At 63.6% G+C, this 14,774-nt stretch carries 15 protein-coding genes; 11 read left to right on the top strand and 4 right to left on the bottom strand.

The features are described from left to right. Positions 1-6: 6 nt before the first annotated feature. Positions 7-1,746: a M48 family metalloprotease gene (locus ASF04_RS03055; RefSeq protein WP_056138004.1), complete on the top strand. Its 1,740-nt coding sequence runs from the start codon at positions 7-9 to the stop codon at positions 1,744-1,746. 188 nt (positions 1,747-1,934) lie between these two features. On the opposite strand, the gene ASF04_RS03050 is transcribed toward ASF04_RS03055, so the two are convergent. Genes ASF04_RS03050 through ASF04_RS03035 form a run of 4 tightly spaced genes read right to left on the bottom strand, consistent with a single transcriptional unit; the run spans position 1,935 to position 4,137 of the window. After that, positions 1,935-2,528 carry a DUF2946 family protein gene (locus ASF04_RS03050; protein ID WP_056138002.1) on the bottom strand — a complete coding sequence of 198 codons (594 nt, stop codon included), beginning with the start codon at positions 2,526-2,528 and terminating at the stop codon, positions 1,935-1,937. Next, positions 2,521-3,486: a YheT family hydrolase gene (locus ASF04_RS03045; protein WP_056137999.1), complete on the bottom strand. Its 966-nt coding sequence runs from the start codon at positions 3,484-3,486 to the stop codon at positions 2,521-2,523. Before ASF04_RS03045 ends, ASF04_RS03050 begins: the two co-directional genes overlap by 8 nt. Position 3,487: 1 nt before the next feature. Then, positions 3,488-3,916, bottom strand: coding sequence for a nuclear transport factor 2 family protein (locus ASF04_RS03040; protein WP_019923797.1), 429 nt, complete (start codon positions 3,914-3,916; stop codon positions 3,488-3,490). Positions 3,917-3,933: 17 nt separating this feature from the next. Then, the gene (locus ASF04_RS03035; RefSeq protein ID WP_019923798.1) at positions 3,934-4,137 is read right to left on the bottom strand and encodes a zinc-finger domain-containing protein; all 204 of its coding nucleotides are present in this window, start codon (positions 4,135-4,137) and stop codon (positions 3,934-3,936) included. A gap of 134 nt (positions 4,138-4,271) precedes the next feature. On the opposite strand from ASF04_RS03035, the gene ASF04_RS03030 reads away from it, so the two are divergent. The 10 genes from ASF04_RS03030 (at position 4,272) to ASF04_RS02985 (ending at position 14,769) form a co-directional block, all read left to right on the top strand. After that, positions 4,272-5,006: an AzlC family ABC transporter permease gene (locus ASF04_RS03030; protein ID WP_056137997.1), complete on the top strand. Its 735-nt coding sequence runs from the start codon at positions 4,272-4,274 to the stop codon at positions 5,004-5,006. Beyond that, on the top strand, positions 4,999-5,328 hold the full coding sequence (locus ASF04_RS03025; RefSeq protein WP_056137995.1) for an AzlD domain-containing protein: 330 nt from the start codon (positions 4,999-5,001) through the stop codon (positions 5,326-5,328). The genes ASF04_RS03030 and ASF04_RS03025 overlap by 8 nt, the downstream gene beginning before the upstream one ends. 81 nt (positions 5,329-5,409) lie before the next feature. After that, positions 5,410-6,627 (top strand): phosphoglycerate kinase, encoded by a 1,218-nt coding sequence (locus ASF04_RS03020; RefSeq protein ID WP_082488512.1) that lies wholly within the window; start codon positions 5,410-5,412, stop codon positions 6,625-6,627. A gap of 223 nt (positions 6,628-6,850) precedes the next feature. Next, positions 6,851-8,305 carry a pyruvate kinase gene (pyk, locus tag ASF04_RS03015; RefSeq protein WP_056137993.1) on the top strand — a complete coding sequence of 485 codons (1,455 nt, stop codon included), beginning with the start codon at positions 6,851-6,853 and terminating at the stop codon, positions 8,303-8,305. A gap of 79 nt (positions 8,306-8,384) precedes the next feature. Then, positions 8,385-9,449, top strand: a complete 1,065-nt coding sequence (gene fba / locus ASF04_RS03010) for a class II fructose-bisphosphate aldolase (RefSeq protein ID WP_056137991.1) — start codon at positions 8,385-8,387, stop codon at positions 9,447-9,449. 98 nt (positions 9,450-9,547) lie between these two features. Continuing rightward, complete coding sequence (locus ASF04_RS03005; protein ID WP_056137989.1) at positions 9,548-10,444, top strand: phosphoribosylaminoimidazolesuccinocarboxamide synthase; 897 nt, start codon at positions 9,548-9,550, stop codon at positions 10,442-10,444. A gap of 1 nt (position 10,445) precedes the next feature. Continuing rightward, entirely contained in the window at positions 10,446-10,943 is a 498-nt protein-coding gene (gene purE / locus ASF04_RS03000) for a 5-(carboxyamino)imidazole ribonucleotide mutase (protein WP_056137987.1), read from the top strand. 7 nt (positions 10,944-10,950) lie between these two features. Beyond that, complete coding sequence (locus ASF04_RS02995) at positions 10,951-12,147, top strand: 5-(carboxyamino)imidazole ribonucleotide synthase (RefSeq protein ID WP_056137985.1); 1,197 nt, start codon at positions 10,951-10,953, stop codon at positions 12,145-12,147. After that, complete coding sequence (locus ASF04_RS02990; RefSeq protein ID WP_056137983.1) at positions 12,144-13,214, top strand: L-threonylcarbamoyladenylate synthase; 1,071 nt, start codon at positions 12,144-12,146, stop codon at positions 13,212-13,214. The genes ASF04_RS02995 and ASF04_RS02990 overlap by 4 nt, the downstream gene beginning before the upstream one ends. 205 nt (positions 13,215-13,419) lie before the next feature. Next, positions 13,420-14,769, top strand: coding sequence for an SGNH/GDSL hydrolase family protein (locus ASF04_RS02985; protein WP_056137980.1), 1,350 nt, complete (start codon positions 13,420-13,422; stop codon positions 14,767-14,769). The last annotated feature ends 5 nt before the right edge of the window (positions 14,770-14,774 follow it).

Genomic DNA, 14,774 nt, shown 5'->3' with positions numbered 1-14,774 from the left:
CTGCGCATGGTGGCCGCGGCTTTGTTGATCGCGATGCCGATGGCCATGGCGCAAAACGCGCTTGCGCCTGCGAAAATTCCCAATCTGCCGGCGCTTGGCGACGCCGAGCGCCAGGACTTGTCGCCCATTACGGAGCGCAAGATCGGCGAGGAAATCATGCGCGACATCCGCCGCGACCGCGATTTCCTCGACGATGGCCCCATCCTCGAATACCTGAACAACTTCGGCAATGCGCTGGTGGCGGCGCGTCCCGGCGCGCGCGGCGAGGCCAATTACGATTACTACTTTTTCGCGGTGCGCGATCCCCAGCTGAACGCGTTCGCGCTGCCCGGCGGTTTCATTGCCGTGCACTCGGGTTTGCTGCTGGCGGCGCAGACCGAGTCGGAACTGGCGTCCGTGCTCGGCCACGAGATCGGCCACGTGGCGCAGCGCCACATCGCCCGGTCGATCGGCCAGCAAAAGCAGGATGCGCTGATTCCGCTGGCGGCGATGATCCTGGCGGCGCTGGCGTCCCGCGCCGGTGGCGACGCGGCCATCGGCGTGTTCATGGGCGGGCAGGGGCTGGCCATCCAGCGCCAGCTCAATTTCGGTCGCGAGGCCGAGCGCGAGGCCGACCGCATCGGCTTCCAGATCATGGGCGAGGCCGGTTACGATACCACCGGCATGGTGGCCTTCTTCCAGCGCATGCAGTCGGCCACCCGCAATTACAGCGACCTGGTGCCGGCCTACCTGCAAACCCACCCGCTCACCACCGAGCGCATCGCCGACATCCAGGCGCGCATCCGCGACCAGCCCTATAAACAGCGGGCCGACAGCCTGGACTTTTACCTGGTGCGTTCGCGCGCGCGCGTGTTACAGGCGCAGGGCTCGCAGGCGATGGCCGAGGCCAAACAGTTCTTCGAAGAACAGATGAAGCAGGAAAACCGCCTGCAACTGACGGCCGGCCAGTATGGCATGGCGTTCTGGTCGCTCAAGAATGGCGAGCCGGCCAACGCCCAGGCATGGCTGGACAAGGCGCGCGGCACGTTCAACAAGGCGCCGCCGCCCGGCACGTTCAGCGCCGCGCCCAAGCCGGCGTCGGACGCGATTTTCGTCACCACCTCGATCGAGATCAAGCTGGGCAAATCCGATGATCATGAATCCATCGCCAAGGGCCTGGAGGAAGCGAAAGCGGCGCAGCTGAAATTCCCGCTGTCACGCACCGTGTCGCACCTGTATGCCGAGGCCATGATTGCCGCCGGCAAGTACGACGAGGCGGCCGCCTACCTGCGGGACCAGGCCCAGCTCTATCGCGAAGAGCCGGAAGTGTTCGATTACCTGGCGCAGGTGTACTCCAAGCAGGGCAAGATTGCCCTGCAGCACATTGCGCTGGCCGAATCGTACATGCTGCAAGGCGGCACCCTGTCAGCGCTGGAACAGCTCGGTTTTGCGCGCAAGGCGTCCGATGCGTCGTTCTACGACCAGGCGCTGATCGATGCGCGCGAGCGCGACTGGCAGGCGCGCCAGCGCGAGGCGATGGGAGACAAGGCCAAGAAAGACCTGGCGTTACAGCCAGCCTTCAAGGCCGAGCTGCGCAGCGGCAGCAGTGCCAGCGGCAGCAATGGCACTGGTAGCACCAGTAGCGCCAGCGGCTTGGGCATTAGCGCCGACAGGGAGTGGGCCGACCCGTCCGGCCGCTTGCGCCAGAGTACCGATCCGTTCGAGCGGCTGCGGCAAAAATCCGATTTCGATAGCCTGACGCGATAGCCGCCGGGCTGCTGGCAGCGCGCCCCGGCTGCGCTGGCGGCGTTGCCAGTACGCCTGGCCAGCGCATCGTTGCAGGCTACCCGCCCCACCAGGCGCGAGCAGCTGACAGCGGGGTCTGCGCGGAAGGCACCAGACCGGCCCAACCGGACCGAGCCCTCGTATCTGCCATCTGCTCGCCGTATCCGCAGCTAACCTTGAGCGCCCGGTATGCTGACAAAGCCGAAACACGGGGCTAACTGGTCGGCAGGGACGCGTTCGATCGCCATGTGGCGCTCGCCATCGGCCAGGGTCAAGGGTGCGGAAGGATTGTCCAGCCACGCCAGCAAGGCTTCGTCGCCCACTGTCGCGCCATGTAAATGCAAGCGCGGCAGTACCTGGGCAAAATCGCGGTCGTCCAGCTGCGCCACCACCTTATTCCCCACCAGTATCAGGGCGCCGGCATCGGTCAGCGCCACCGTCTCGATGGCAGGCATGGCCACACCCGTGTGCAGCAGCCAGCCGGCTTGGGGATCGGTGCGCACGATGAACGGCGTTGCTGCCAGTTGCACGTACACGCGCTGCGGGCCGTTCTGGAAATACCAGCAGCCGCGCTCGTCGGCGGCATAGTTGCGGTTGATGAAGCCGACCAGGGCGGCATTGGTGAGCTTGTCGCCGGGCAGGTCCAGGTGCTGGGCGCGTTCGTCGCGCATGCGCCAGTGGCCGCGCGCGTCGAGCGCCAGCCAGCCGTAGCAGTTGGGTACGTCGGGCCACTTGGCCAGGGCCTGCTTGACGATGTCATCCATATTGTAAGTTTCCAGTGTCGTTGGCGCCATCGAGGAAGTGCAGCAGACGCCGGGGCAGCCAGTCCAGCTTGCCGGGCAGGCCGCCCACGGCAAAGCCCACGTGGCCGCCGTGGTCAGGATACTCGAGCACCACGTTCGACGCCGCACGTTGTGGCAGGTGGCGCCCGGGCAGGAACGGATCGTTTTTGGCGTTGAGCACCAGGGTGGGTACCGTAATGTCGCTCAGGACGTGCTTGGCGCTGGCGCGGTCCCAGTAGTCGTTGGTGTCGCGGTAGCCGTGCAGCGGGGCGGTGACGACGTTGTCGAACGCATACAGGTCGCGGGCGGCGTGCAGCGCGTCGAGGTCGAACAGGCCGGGGAAGTGCTCGAGCTTGGCGATGCACTTGGGCTTGAGCGTTTGCAGGAACATGCGCGTGTACACCATGTTGAAACCGCGCGAGAGCGAAGCGCCGCCCTGCGCCAGGTCCAGCGGCGCCGATACCGAACAGGCGGCATCGACGAAATCGGCCTGGTGCTGCGATTCGCCGAGCCAGCGCAACAGTGCGTTGCCGCCCAGCGAGACCCCGACCGCGTAAAACTTGCCGGCGTGGCGGGCGTGCAGCCGGCGCACGATCCAGTCCACCTCGGCGGCGTCGCCCGAGTGATAAAAACGCGGCGCGCGGTTGGCTTCGCCCGAGCAGCCGCGAAAATGCGGCACGGCGCCCGACCAGCCGCGCGCGGCCACGGCAGCCATCAGTGAGCGGGCATAATGGCTGTCGGACGAGCCTTCCAGCCCGTGAAACAGCACTACCAAGGGCTGGCCCGGCTGGCCGTCAACGAAATCGACATCGACGAAATCGCCGTCCGGCGCATCCCAGCGTTCGCGCCGGTAGCGCACCGCCGGCTTGGCGATGCACTTGGCGGGGTAGATGGTTTGCAGGTGGCCGCTGGGCAGCCAGAACGGCGCAGGGTATTTCACATCAGTGCAGGATTTGCGCCTGCGGATCGACCGGCGCTGCGCCGGGCGCGATCGACACGTGGTGCAGCACGATGCGCCAGCCGCGCGGGGTTTTGCTGTACACGTTGGTGGCCAGCAGGTGGGCCGGCTCGCCGCTGGCGGCGGTGGTGCCTTCGACCACCGTGTGCACCGAGCTCATCAAGGTATGGGTTTCGTGCAGCTGCGACGGCAAAATGTGCAGACCGCCCTGGGCCAGGATCGCTTCCCACGAGGTGCGGATGGCGGCGTGGCCGATCAGGCGCTGGCCGCCAGGGTGGATACAGACGATCTCGTCGTCATCGGCCCACAGGGCCATCAGCGCATCGACGTCGGCCCGGTTGAGGGCGTCGTAGAACGCGGTCTCGGTTTCGGCAGCGCTGCCGTTGAGCTGTTTGACACGTTTGGTTGGCATGCGGCTGCGTCCGGGGATTAGTGGTGGCCGACGACGGTGCCGGGCTTGAGGCGGTAGGCAGTGCCGCAGTACGGGCACTTGGCGGTGCCGTGGTGGTCGAATTCAAGGAACACGCGCGGGTGCGACGACCACAGCGGCATAGCCGGATTGGGGCAGTGCGCCGGCAAGTCCTTGCCGTCGAGTTCAACTGCGGCGGCTGCGTTGGTGGTGTTGGCGGTCATGTTATTCGGGCTCCGAAGGCTAGGGAAAACCACGATTTTAACGGATTCGCGCATTGAGCAAAAATCATCGGTAAAATAGCGCCTCTTCATTCCCGGTGCGCCGTGCCATGTGGCAGGAATGCCACACCTCCCTCATGACCAACCCTACCTTGAACACCCTGGACCGGCACCACCCGCAAGCCTGGCGCGAAGCCGTGCGCACCGGCATGCCCACCTTGTTCGGCATCGCTGCCTGGGGCCTGGTGGTGGGCGTGGCCATGGTCAAATCTGGCTTGTCGGTGCCGCAGGCGCTGGCGATGACCTTGCTGGTGTTTGCCGGCTCGGCGCAACTGGCGGCGCTGCCGCTGATTGCCACCGGCGCGCCGATCTCGGTGATTTTTCTGACCGCCGTGGTGGTCAACCTGCGGTTCGTGATCTTTGCCGCCTTGCTGGCGCCACACTTTGCCCACCTGCCATGGCGCCAGCGTCTGATGCTCGGCTATGTGTCGGGTGACCTGGCCGTCGCCTTGTTCCTGCAAAAATACCCGGACGCCGCGCCCCAGGCGGGCAAGCTGTCCTATTTAAAAGGCCTGATCTATCCGAACTGGTCGGCATGGCAGGTCGGTTCCATCATCGGCATCTTCGTCGGCAGTACCGTGCCACCCGAGTGGGGCCTCGGTTTTGCCGGCACCCTGGCCATCGTGTGCGTGATGATCCCGCTGGTGGCGGGCGTGCCGGCGCTGTGCGGCGTGCTGGTGGCCGGCGCGGTGGCGGTGGCCGCGTTCGGCTTGCCATATAAACTCGGTTTGCTGGTGGCGGTGGTGGTGGGCATGCTGGCCGCCATGCTGGTGGAAAGTTGCCTGACGAATCTGCGGGGCCGCCATGTCTGACCTGGAGATCTGGATCGTGATCGGCGCGCTGGTGCTGGCTACCGCCACCGCGCGCAGTTCCTTGTGGCTGATCGGCCACCATATCAACATCCCGAAGCGGGTGCAGGACATCTTGCGCTACGCACCTGCCTGCGCGCTGGCGGCAATTATCGGTCCCGACCTGATGTTGTCGCCCGCCGGAGCGGTCGTGTTGGACTTGAGCAATATCAAATTATTGTCAGGAATCGCGGCAACAGCCTATTATTTGCTGCGCCGCAATATGCTGGAAACCATTATATTCGGTATGGCTTGCTTCACGGCATTACGTGTTTGGCTGGGCTGATTCGTGTATTTCAATAACAATTAAATCACGCTGGCCTTGCGGTAGAATAGCGCCTTCTTATCACTCAACCAATGGGTCGCCATGTCCGCTGTCTTGAACTTCATCCGTCTGCAAGATCTTATCGACCAAAATGCCCTGCAGGGCAAGCGTGTGTTCATCCGCGCCGACTTGAACGTGCCGCAGGATGATGCGGGCAATATCACCGAAGATACGCGTATCCGCGCTTCCGTACCGGCCATTCGTGCCGCCACTGCCGCTGGCGCCAAAGTCATGGTCACGTCCCACCTCGGCCGTCCGACCGAAGGCGAGTTCAAGCCTGAAGACAGCCTGGCGCCGGTTGCCGCGCGCCTGTCCGAATTGCTGGGCCAGCCGGTCGAACTGAAGCAGAACTGGGTGGACGGCGCCGGCCTGGAAGGCCTGCAAGCGGGCCAGGTGGTGCTGCTGGAAAATGTCCGTGTGAACAAGGGCGAAAAGAAAAACGCCGATGAACTGGCCCAGAAAATGGCCAGCCTGTGCGACATCTACGTGAACGACGCGTTCGGCACTGCGCACCGAGCCGAGGCTTCCACCCATGGCATCGCCAAGTTCGCGCCGGTGGCTGCCGCCGGTCCGCTGCTGGCCGCCGAACTCGACGCACTGGGCAAGGCGCTGGGCGCCCCGGCCCGTCCGCTGCTGGCGATTGTCGCCGGTTCGAAAGTATCGTCCAAGCTGTCGATCCTGAAAGCCCTGGCCGACAAGGTGGACAACCTGATCGTGGGCGGCGGTATCGCCAACACCTTCATGAAGGCTACTGGCCTGAACATCGGCAAGTCGCTGGTGGAAAACGAGCTGGTGGAAGAAGCCAAGGCCATCATCGAGATCATGGCCAAGCGCGGCGCCACCGTGCCGATTCCGGTGGACGTGGTCTGCGCCAAGGAATTCTCGCCGACGGCAGCGGCCACCGTCAAGGACGTGGCCGACGTTGCCGACGACGACATGATCCTCGACATCGGCCCGAAAACCTCGGCCCTGCTGGCCGAGCAAATCGCCGCTGCCGGCACCATCGTCTGGAACGGCCCGGTGGGCGTGTTCGAGTTCGACCAGTTTGGCGAAGGCACCAAGACGCTGGCGCTGGCCATCGCTGCCTCGAAAGCGTTTTCGATCGCCGGTGGTGGTGACACCTTGGCGGCAATCGCCAAGTACGACATCACCGACAAGATCGGTTACATCTCCACCGGTGGTGGCGCGTTCCTGGAATTCCTGGAAGGGAAGACCCTGCCTGCGGTGGAAATCCTGACGCAGCGCGCTGCAGCGCAATAATGTTTTTGGTCCAAGATTAGTAAATAGCACGGTCGTGCGGTGTAGTGAATTGCCAGTAAAATTGCTGTAATGCCCGTCCAAGTCAACTGTTTTTGTAAGATTGCTACAAACTTTTGTAGTTTGGCTACATTGATGGTGACTTTGACATCCGGTACGGCAGCACTTTCCCTGGTTTCCGCCTGGCGCGGAAGCTGTCCGCATGACCTTACGCTCAAGGAATACTATGTCCCGTAGCACCAAAATTGTCGCCACGATCGGCCCAGCTTCTACTGATTTCAACGTCCTGGTCAAAATGATCCGTGCCGGCGTCGATGTCGTGCGCCTGAACTTCTCGCACGGCAAGGCGCAGGATCACATCGACCGCGCGCGCCTGGTGCGCGAAGCCGCTGCCGAGTGCGGCCGCGAAGTGGCGATCATGGCGGACATGCAGGGACCGAAGATTCGTGTCGGCAAATTTGAGAACAGCAAGATCGAACTGGTCAACGGCGACAAGTTCATCCTGGACGCCAGGTGGGGCGAGAACGGCGAACTGGGCAACCAGGAACGCGTGGGCCTCGATTACAAGGCGCTGCCGCAGGACGTGCGTCCCGACGACAAGCTGCTGCTCAACGACGGCCTGATCGTGCTGGTGGTCGATAAAGTGATCGGCAGCGAGATCTACACCACCGTCAAGATCGGTGGCGAGCTGTCCAACAACAAGGGCATCAACCGCCAGGGTGGCGGCCTGACCGCGCCGGCGCTGACCGCCAAGGACATGGAAGACATCAAGACCGCGATGAGCTTCCAGTGCGACTACCTGGCCATCTCGTTCCCGAAAAGCGCGACCGACATGGAAATGGCGCGCCAGCTGGCCAACATCGCCGGCGAGCCGTACGGCCACAAGCCGATGATGATCGCCAAGATCGAGCGCGCGGAAGCCATTCCCGTGCTGCAAGAAATTCTCGACGCGTCCGACGGCATCATGGTCGCCCGCGGCGACCTGGCAGTGGAAGTGGGCAATGCCGCAGTGCCGGCGCTGCAAAAGCGCATGATCCGCATGGCGCGCGAATCGAACAAGCTGGCCATTACCGCCACGCAAATGATGGAATCGATGATTTTCAACGCCGTGCCTACCCGCGCCGAAGTATCGGACGTGGCCAACGCGGTGCTGGACGGCACCGATGCGGTGATGACCTCGGCGGAAACGGCCTCGGGCCGCTACCCGATCGAAACCGTGGAAATGATGGCGGCCATTTGCGTGGAAGCCGAGCTGTCCGAGTACAACAAGCTCGACGCCGACTTCCTCAACGCCACGTTTACCCGTATCGACCAGTCGATCGCGTACGCGGCGCTGTTTACCTCGCATCACCTGGAAGTCAAAGCAATCGTGGCGCTGACCGAGTCCGGCTCCACCGCGCTGTGGATGAGCCGTCATAACATCGACACGCCGATCTACGCGCTGACGCCGAGCGTGGTGACCGAGCGCAAGGCTTCGCTGTACCGCAACGTGAAGGCGTTCAACCTGGCGCAAGCCGGCGACAGCGCCACCGTGATGCGCCAGGCCGAAGAGTTGCTGGTGGCGCGCGGCATCGTCAAGAAAGACGACATCATCGTGGTCACCTGGGGTTCCCGCATGGGTTACGCCGGTGGCACCAATGCGCTTCGGATCGTCAAGGTCGGTCAGGTCGTTAATAAGTAAGCCCGGAGACCATGCCCGCGCGAGCGGGCGTGGTGCTGCTCCGGCAAGGTTTTTTTTTTAATTGTTTGGAGTACATACCATGTCCCTCGTATCGATGCGTCAACTGCTGGACCATGCTGCTGAAAATGGTTACGGCATTCCTGCTTTTAACGTCAACAATCTGGAACAAGTGCAAGCCATCATGGCTGCTGCCGATGCGCTCGACAGCCCGGTGATCATGCAAGCGTCCGCCGGCGCCCGCAAATATGCCGGCGAAGCGTTCCTGCGTCACCTGATCGACGCCGCCATCGAAGCCTACCCGCACATCCCGGTCGTGATGCACCAGGATCACGGCCAGTCGCCGGCAATCTGCATGGCCGCCATCCGCTCCGGCTTCTCGTCGGTGATGATGGACGGTTCGCTCGAAGCCGACGGCAAATCGGTAGCGTCGTATGAATACAACGTCGCTGTCTCGCGCGAAGTGGTGAAATTCTCGCACTCGATCGGTGTGACCGTCGAAGCGGAACTCGGTGTTCTGGGTTCGCTGGAAACCATGAAGGGCGACAAGGAAGACGGCCACGGCGCCGACGGCACCATGACCCGCGAACAGCTGCTGACCGACGTCGACCAGGCTGCCGACTTCGTCAAGCAAACCCAGTGCGACGCGCTGGCCATCGCTATCGGTACCTCGCACGGCGCCTACAAGTTCACCCGCAAGCCTACCGGCGACATCCTGGCGATCGACCGCATCAAGGAAATCCACGCGCGCATCCCCAACACCCACCTGGTGATGCACGGTTCGTCGTCGGTGCCGCAAGAGCTGCTGGCCATCATCCGCGAATTCGGCGGCGACATGAAAGAGACCTACGGCGTGCCGGTCGAAGAGATCCAGGAAGGCATCCGTCACGGCGTGCGCAAGATCAACATCGACACCGACATCCGCCTGGCCATGACTGCCGCGATCCGCCAGTTCATGTTCCAGAACCCGTCGAAGTTCGATCCACGCGACTACCTGAAGCCGGCCCGCCTGGCTGCCGAGCAAGTCGTGCGCGCCCGTTTCGAAGCGTTCGGCTGCGCCGGCCAGGCATCGAAAATCAAGCAAGTGTCGCTGGAAAAAATGGCCGAGCGTTACAAGGCCGGCGAGCTGTCGCAAATTGTGAAGTAAAATCCTGTCTGCAACGGGGCCACTGACCCGTGAGTTCTCGACCGGCGGAGAGCGTTGCTTTCCGCCGGTTTCGCTTTTAATAACACTAAGTGCTAGCTATGAACGCCCTCTACCAGTCCTCCATCTCCTCCCTGCCACTGCTCGGTCACGGCAAAGTCCGCGACAACTACGCTGTCGGCGACGACAAGATCCTGATCGTCACCACCGACCGCCTGTCGGCTTTCGACGTGGTCATGAATGAACCGATTCCCGGCAAGGGCATGGTACTGAACCAGATGAGCGATTTCTGGTTCGAGAAGCTGGGCCACATCGTGCCGAACCACCTGACCGGCGTTGCGCCGGAGTCCGTGGTGTCCGCCGACGAAGTGGTGCAGGTGAAGGGCCGCGCGGTCGTGGCGAAACGCCTGAAACCGATCATGGTCGAAGCCGTCGTACGCGGCTACATCATCGGTTCGGGCTGGAAAGATTACCAGGCGACTGGCGCGATCTGCGGCATTACGTTGCCGGAAGGCCTGCAACAGGCCGAGAAGCTGCCCGAGCCGCTGTTCACCCCGGCCGCCAAGGCCGACCTGGGCGAGCACGACGAAAACATCAGCTTTGCCGACATGGAAAGCCGCATCGGCGCCGAACTGGCTGCCAAAATGCGCGATGTCAGCATCAAGCTGTACACGGCAGCAGCCGAGTACGCCGCCACGCGCGGCATCATCATTGCCGACACCAAGTTCGAATTCGGCCTCGATGACGACGGTGTGATGCACCTGATGGACGAAGTGCTGACCGCCGATTCGTCGCGCTTCTGGCCGGCAGATTCGTACGCCGTGGGCATCTCGCCACCGTCGTTCGACAAGCAGTTCGTGCGCGACTACCTGGAAACGCTGACCGACTGGGGCAAGACCGCGCCGGCACCGGCACTGCCGGCCGACGTCATCGAGAAAACCCAGGCCAAGTATTTCGAAGCCATCGAGCGCCTGACCGGCGACAAGCTGAAGGCATAAGATGACCGACCAAGCTAAGCCATTGGTTGGCGTCATCATGGGCTCGTCCTCGGACTGGGACGTGATGCAAAACGCGGTTGCCGTTCTCAAACAGTTTGGCGTGCCGTTCGAGGCGCAAGTCATTTCCGCCCACCGCATGCCCGACGAGATGTATGCGTACGCGAAAAGTGCGCGCGCGCGTGGCCTGCGCGCCATCATCGCCGGCGCCGGCGGTGCCGCCCACTTGCCGGGCATGGTCGCTGCCATGACCATCGTGCCGGTGCTGGGCGTGCCGGTGCCGTCGAAATATTTGCGCGGCGAAGATTCGCTGCTGTCGATCGTGCAAATGCCAAAAGGCGTGCCGGTATCGACCTTTGCCATTGGCGAAGCGGGCGCTGCCAACGCAGCGCTGACGGCAGTGGCCATGATTGCCGCCACCGACGACGCGCTGGCCGACCAGCTCGAAGCGTTCCGCGTCACGCAAACCGAAGCCGCCAAGGCCATGACCCTGCCGTTGTAAGAGACTTATGAGCGATACCAAGTTTAACCCTCTGCTGCCCGCCGCCAACCCGCCAGCCTGGCTGGGGGTGATGGGCGGCGGCCAGCTCGGCCGCATGTTCGCCCACGCCGCCCAGAGCATGGGCTACCAGGTGGCCGTGCTGGAACCGTCCGACACCTGCCCGGCAGGGCAGGTGTCCCAGCGCCTGGTCAATGCCGGCTATAGCGACACCGCCGGTCTCGACGCGCTGGCTGCACAATGCCTGGCCGTCACCACCGAATTCGAGAACGTGCCGGCCGACAGCCTGTCGCGCCTGGCACAGTCGGTGTTTGTGGCACCCAACGCCCACGGCGTCTCGGTGGCGCAGGACCGCATCGCCGAAAAACGTTTCTTTGTCGATTGCGCGGAAAAATCGGGCGTATTGCCGGCGCCGCACAAGGTGATCGCCAGCGAGCAAGACATCGCAGCGATTGCCGACGACCTGCTGCCCGGCATCCTGAAAACCGTGCGCATGGGTTACGACGGCAAGGGGCAGGTGCGCGTGACATCGCGCGACGACGTGCGCGCCGCGTTTGCCGAGATGGGGCAGGTGACCTGCTTGCTGGAAAAAATGCTGCCGCTGGCGTACGAAGTCTCGGTGCTGACCGCGCGCGGCCACGACGGTGAATCGGTCGTGTATCCGATCGCTGAAAACGTTCACCGCGACGGCATCCTGTTTACCACCACGGTGCCGGGGCCGAACGTCTCGGCCGAGAGTGCCGTCAAGGCGCAGCAGGCGGCGCAAGCGATCGTGGCTGAACTCGGTTACGTCGGTGTGCTGTGCATCGAGTTTTTCGTGCTCACCGATGGTTCGCTGGTGGTCAACGAAATGGCGCCGCGTCCGCACAACAGCGGCCACTACACGATGGACGCCTGCATCACCAGCCAGTTCGCGCAGCAGGTACGCGCCATGGCCCGTTTGCCGCTCGGCGACGTGCGCCAGCATTCGCCGGCCGTCATGCTCAACATCCTCGGCGATGTCTGGTTTGAAGGCGAGAGCGATGATGTGCGCGAGCCGGCCTGGGACCAGGTGCTGGCGCTGCCCGGCGCCTGCCTGCACCTGTATGGCAAGGACGACCCGCGCCGTGCGCGCAAGATGGGCCATTTGACCTTCGTGGCCGCTACCCTGGAGCAGGCGCAACAGCAGTTGCTGGCGGCCTGCGACATCCTCGGTATCGCGCCGTGAGTGTGGTCAATACCGTTGCCGACGCAGCCGCCATCGCGGCCGGCGCACGCGTGCTGGAAGCAGGCGGCCTGGTGGCATTTCCCACCGAGACCGTCTATGGCCTGGGCGCCGATGCCGAAAACCCGGCAGCGGTGGCCCGCATCTATGAAGCCAAGGGCCGTCCCAACGACCACCCGGTGATCGTCCACGTGGCGCCCGGCGCCGACCTCGATTACTGGGTCACCGAGATTCCCGATGCCGCGCGCCAGCTGGTCGCTGCCTTCTGGCCCGGTCCATTGACACTGATACTCAAGCGCGCCAGCCACATCCCGGACGCCGTTTCCGGCGGCCAGGATACGGTGGGCATCCGCTGCCCGTCGCACCCGGTAGCGATTGCGCTGCTGACCGCCTTCAAGGGCGGCAAGGGTGGCGTCGCCGCGCCGTCGGCCAACAAGTTCGGCAACGTCAGTCCCACCACCGCGCAACATGTGTGCGATGAATTTCACCTCGATGATGTGGAAGAGGGCTCGATCACCGGCGAGCCGGCATGTTCGGCCGGCTTGCATGTCACTGTTCTCGAAGGCGGCGCCAGCCAGGTCGGCATCGAATCGACCATCGTCGATTTGTCGCGCCTGGCCACGCATGGCCCGGTGCTGCTGCGCCCCGGCCATATCACGGCGCAGCAGATCGCCGACGTGATCGGCCAGTTGCCGGCCGCACCCGACCAGGCCGCACCGCGCGCTTCCGGCACCCTGGAATCGCACTACGCGCCGCGCACGCCGGTCACCATGGTGGCCCACGCTGCGCTGGCCGACACGGTCGCGCAACTGCAGGCCAAGGGCGCCCGCGTGGCCGTGATCGGCCATGGCTGCGGCGAACTCGGCAACAACATGCGCCTGCTGCCGGCCGAGCCGGTGGGCTACGCTTACGGCATCTATGCCGCGCTGCGCGAGATGGACCTGGTGCAAGCCGATGTGATCCTGGTGGAAACCCCGCCGCAAGACGATGCCTGGCTGGGCGTGAACGACCGCCTGCGCCGTTCTGTGTTTGGTTCGACCGGCATCCTGGCACGCTTCCTGAGTCAATAATCTGCTGTTTTTATGTATTCCAGCGACCAACTTTTTTGATTAAAAGCAACGCTGGAATTCCTATCCGAGCAACTGTTCTTTTTTGAACACAACCCCTGAGAAATTGAGTGCGCGCTGCTATACATTCCAGCCCAACGCTGGCAGACTAGTTGTGCATGAATAGCACGCCCGTTCTTATTGGGCCACAATATCCTCAGGAGACAATATGCGTCACACCAAACTTGCCATCGCCGCAATGGCTCTCGCCATCCTTTCCGGTTGCGGTGGCTCCAGCCCGGAAGCGGGCGATCAAACCCTTCGTGTCAAATTCAATTCGCAAGTGTCGTTCGGTGACAGCCTGTCGGATGTGGGCTCGTATAACGTTGGCACCATTGCTGCCCTCAAGGGCGGCAAGTTCACCATCAATGGCGACAACACCGCCATCAATGCCACGCTGACCGGCCGTAACTGGACCGAACTGGTGGCCGCACAACTGGGTTTGCCGGCGCCATGCGCCGCATTGACCGGCCTCGACGGCACCACCCCAGGTTTCAACGTTCCCCGCAAAGCCAACGCAGGCTGCTACGGCTACGCCCAGGGCGGCGCGCGCGTGACCAATCCTGTCGGTCCCGGCAATATCGCCACCGGCGCTGCCACCGGCTTCATGACGGTACCAGTCGTGACCCAGGTCGCCAACCACCTGGCCGCTGTCGGTGGCAAGTTCAAGGGTGACGAACTGGTGCTGGTGATGGCTGGCGGTAACGATGTACTGTTCCTGCTGTCCAAGCTGAGTGCCGATGCGACCGCTGCTGGCGGCCAGGGCTATATCGTCAGCCTGGCCACGCAACTGGCTGCAGGCGCCACCAACCCTACTACAGCGCGTGCAGCCATCCTGTTTGCCGCTACCACCCAGGCAGCGGTTCCCGGCAGCACTCAGGCCAGTATTACCACCAGCGCGGTCGGCGCTGCAGCAGTGCAGCCCGGCAACGGTGCTGTGGTTTCCCCGGCAGTATATGGCCCGATGGTGACCAAGGCCGCTGCCGACGGCGCCGCCGCCGGCGCCGCCTTCGTGACCACCACCGCGCCGACGCTGGTGACGCAAATGCGCGATGCCGGCACCCAATTGGCCACCCTGGTAAAAAGCCAGATCATCGCCAACGGCGCCAACTACGTCACCGTCAACAACTTGCCGGACGTGGCTACAACGCCTAGCGGTCGCTCCCGTACTGCCGAGATCCGTGCCCTGATCGACTCCATGGTCGGCGCCTTCAACGGTGCGCTGACCGCCGGCCTGTCCACCGAGCAGAAAGTGGTGATCGTCGACGTGTACGCAGTGAGCCACGACCAGGCCACCAACCCGGGACCGTATGGCCTGACCAATGTCGCCGAACCGGCATGCGACCTGAGCGCGGCGAAGAACCCGATCGGCTCCGCGATCGTCTGCAACGGCAGCAACCTGGTGGCCGGCGATGTCAGCCACTACTCGTTCGCCGACGAGGTGCATCCGACACCGTTCAACAACCTGCTGCTGGCGCGTTACGTGTCGCGCAGCCTGGTGACCAAGGGCTGGATGTAAGGCGG

Source organism: Duganella sp. Leaf61 (assembly GCF_001421905.1).
Classification (GTDB): Bacteria; Pseudomonadota; Gammaproteobacteria; order Burkholderiales; family Burkholderiaceae_D; genus Rugamonas; species Rugamonas zoogloeoides.
Note: the sequence above shows the minus strand (reverse complement) of the source record. Positions and strands in the feature narration are given on the sequence as shown.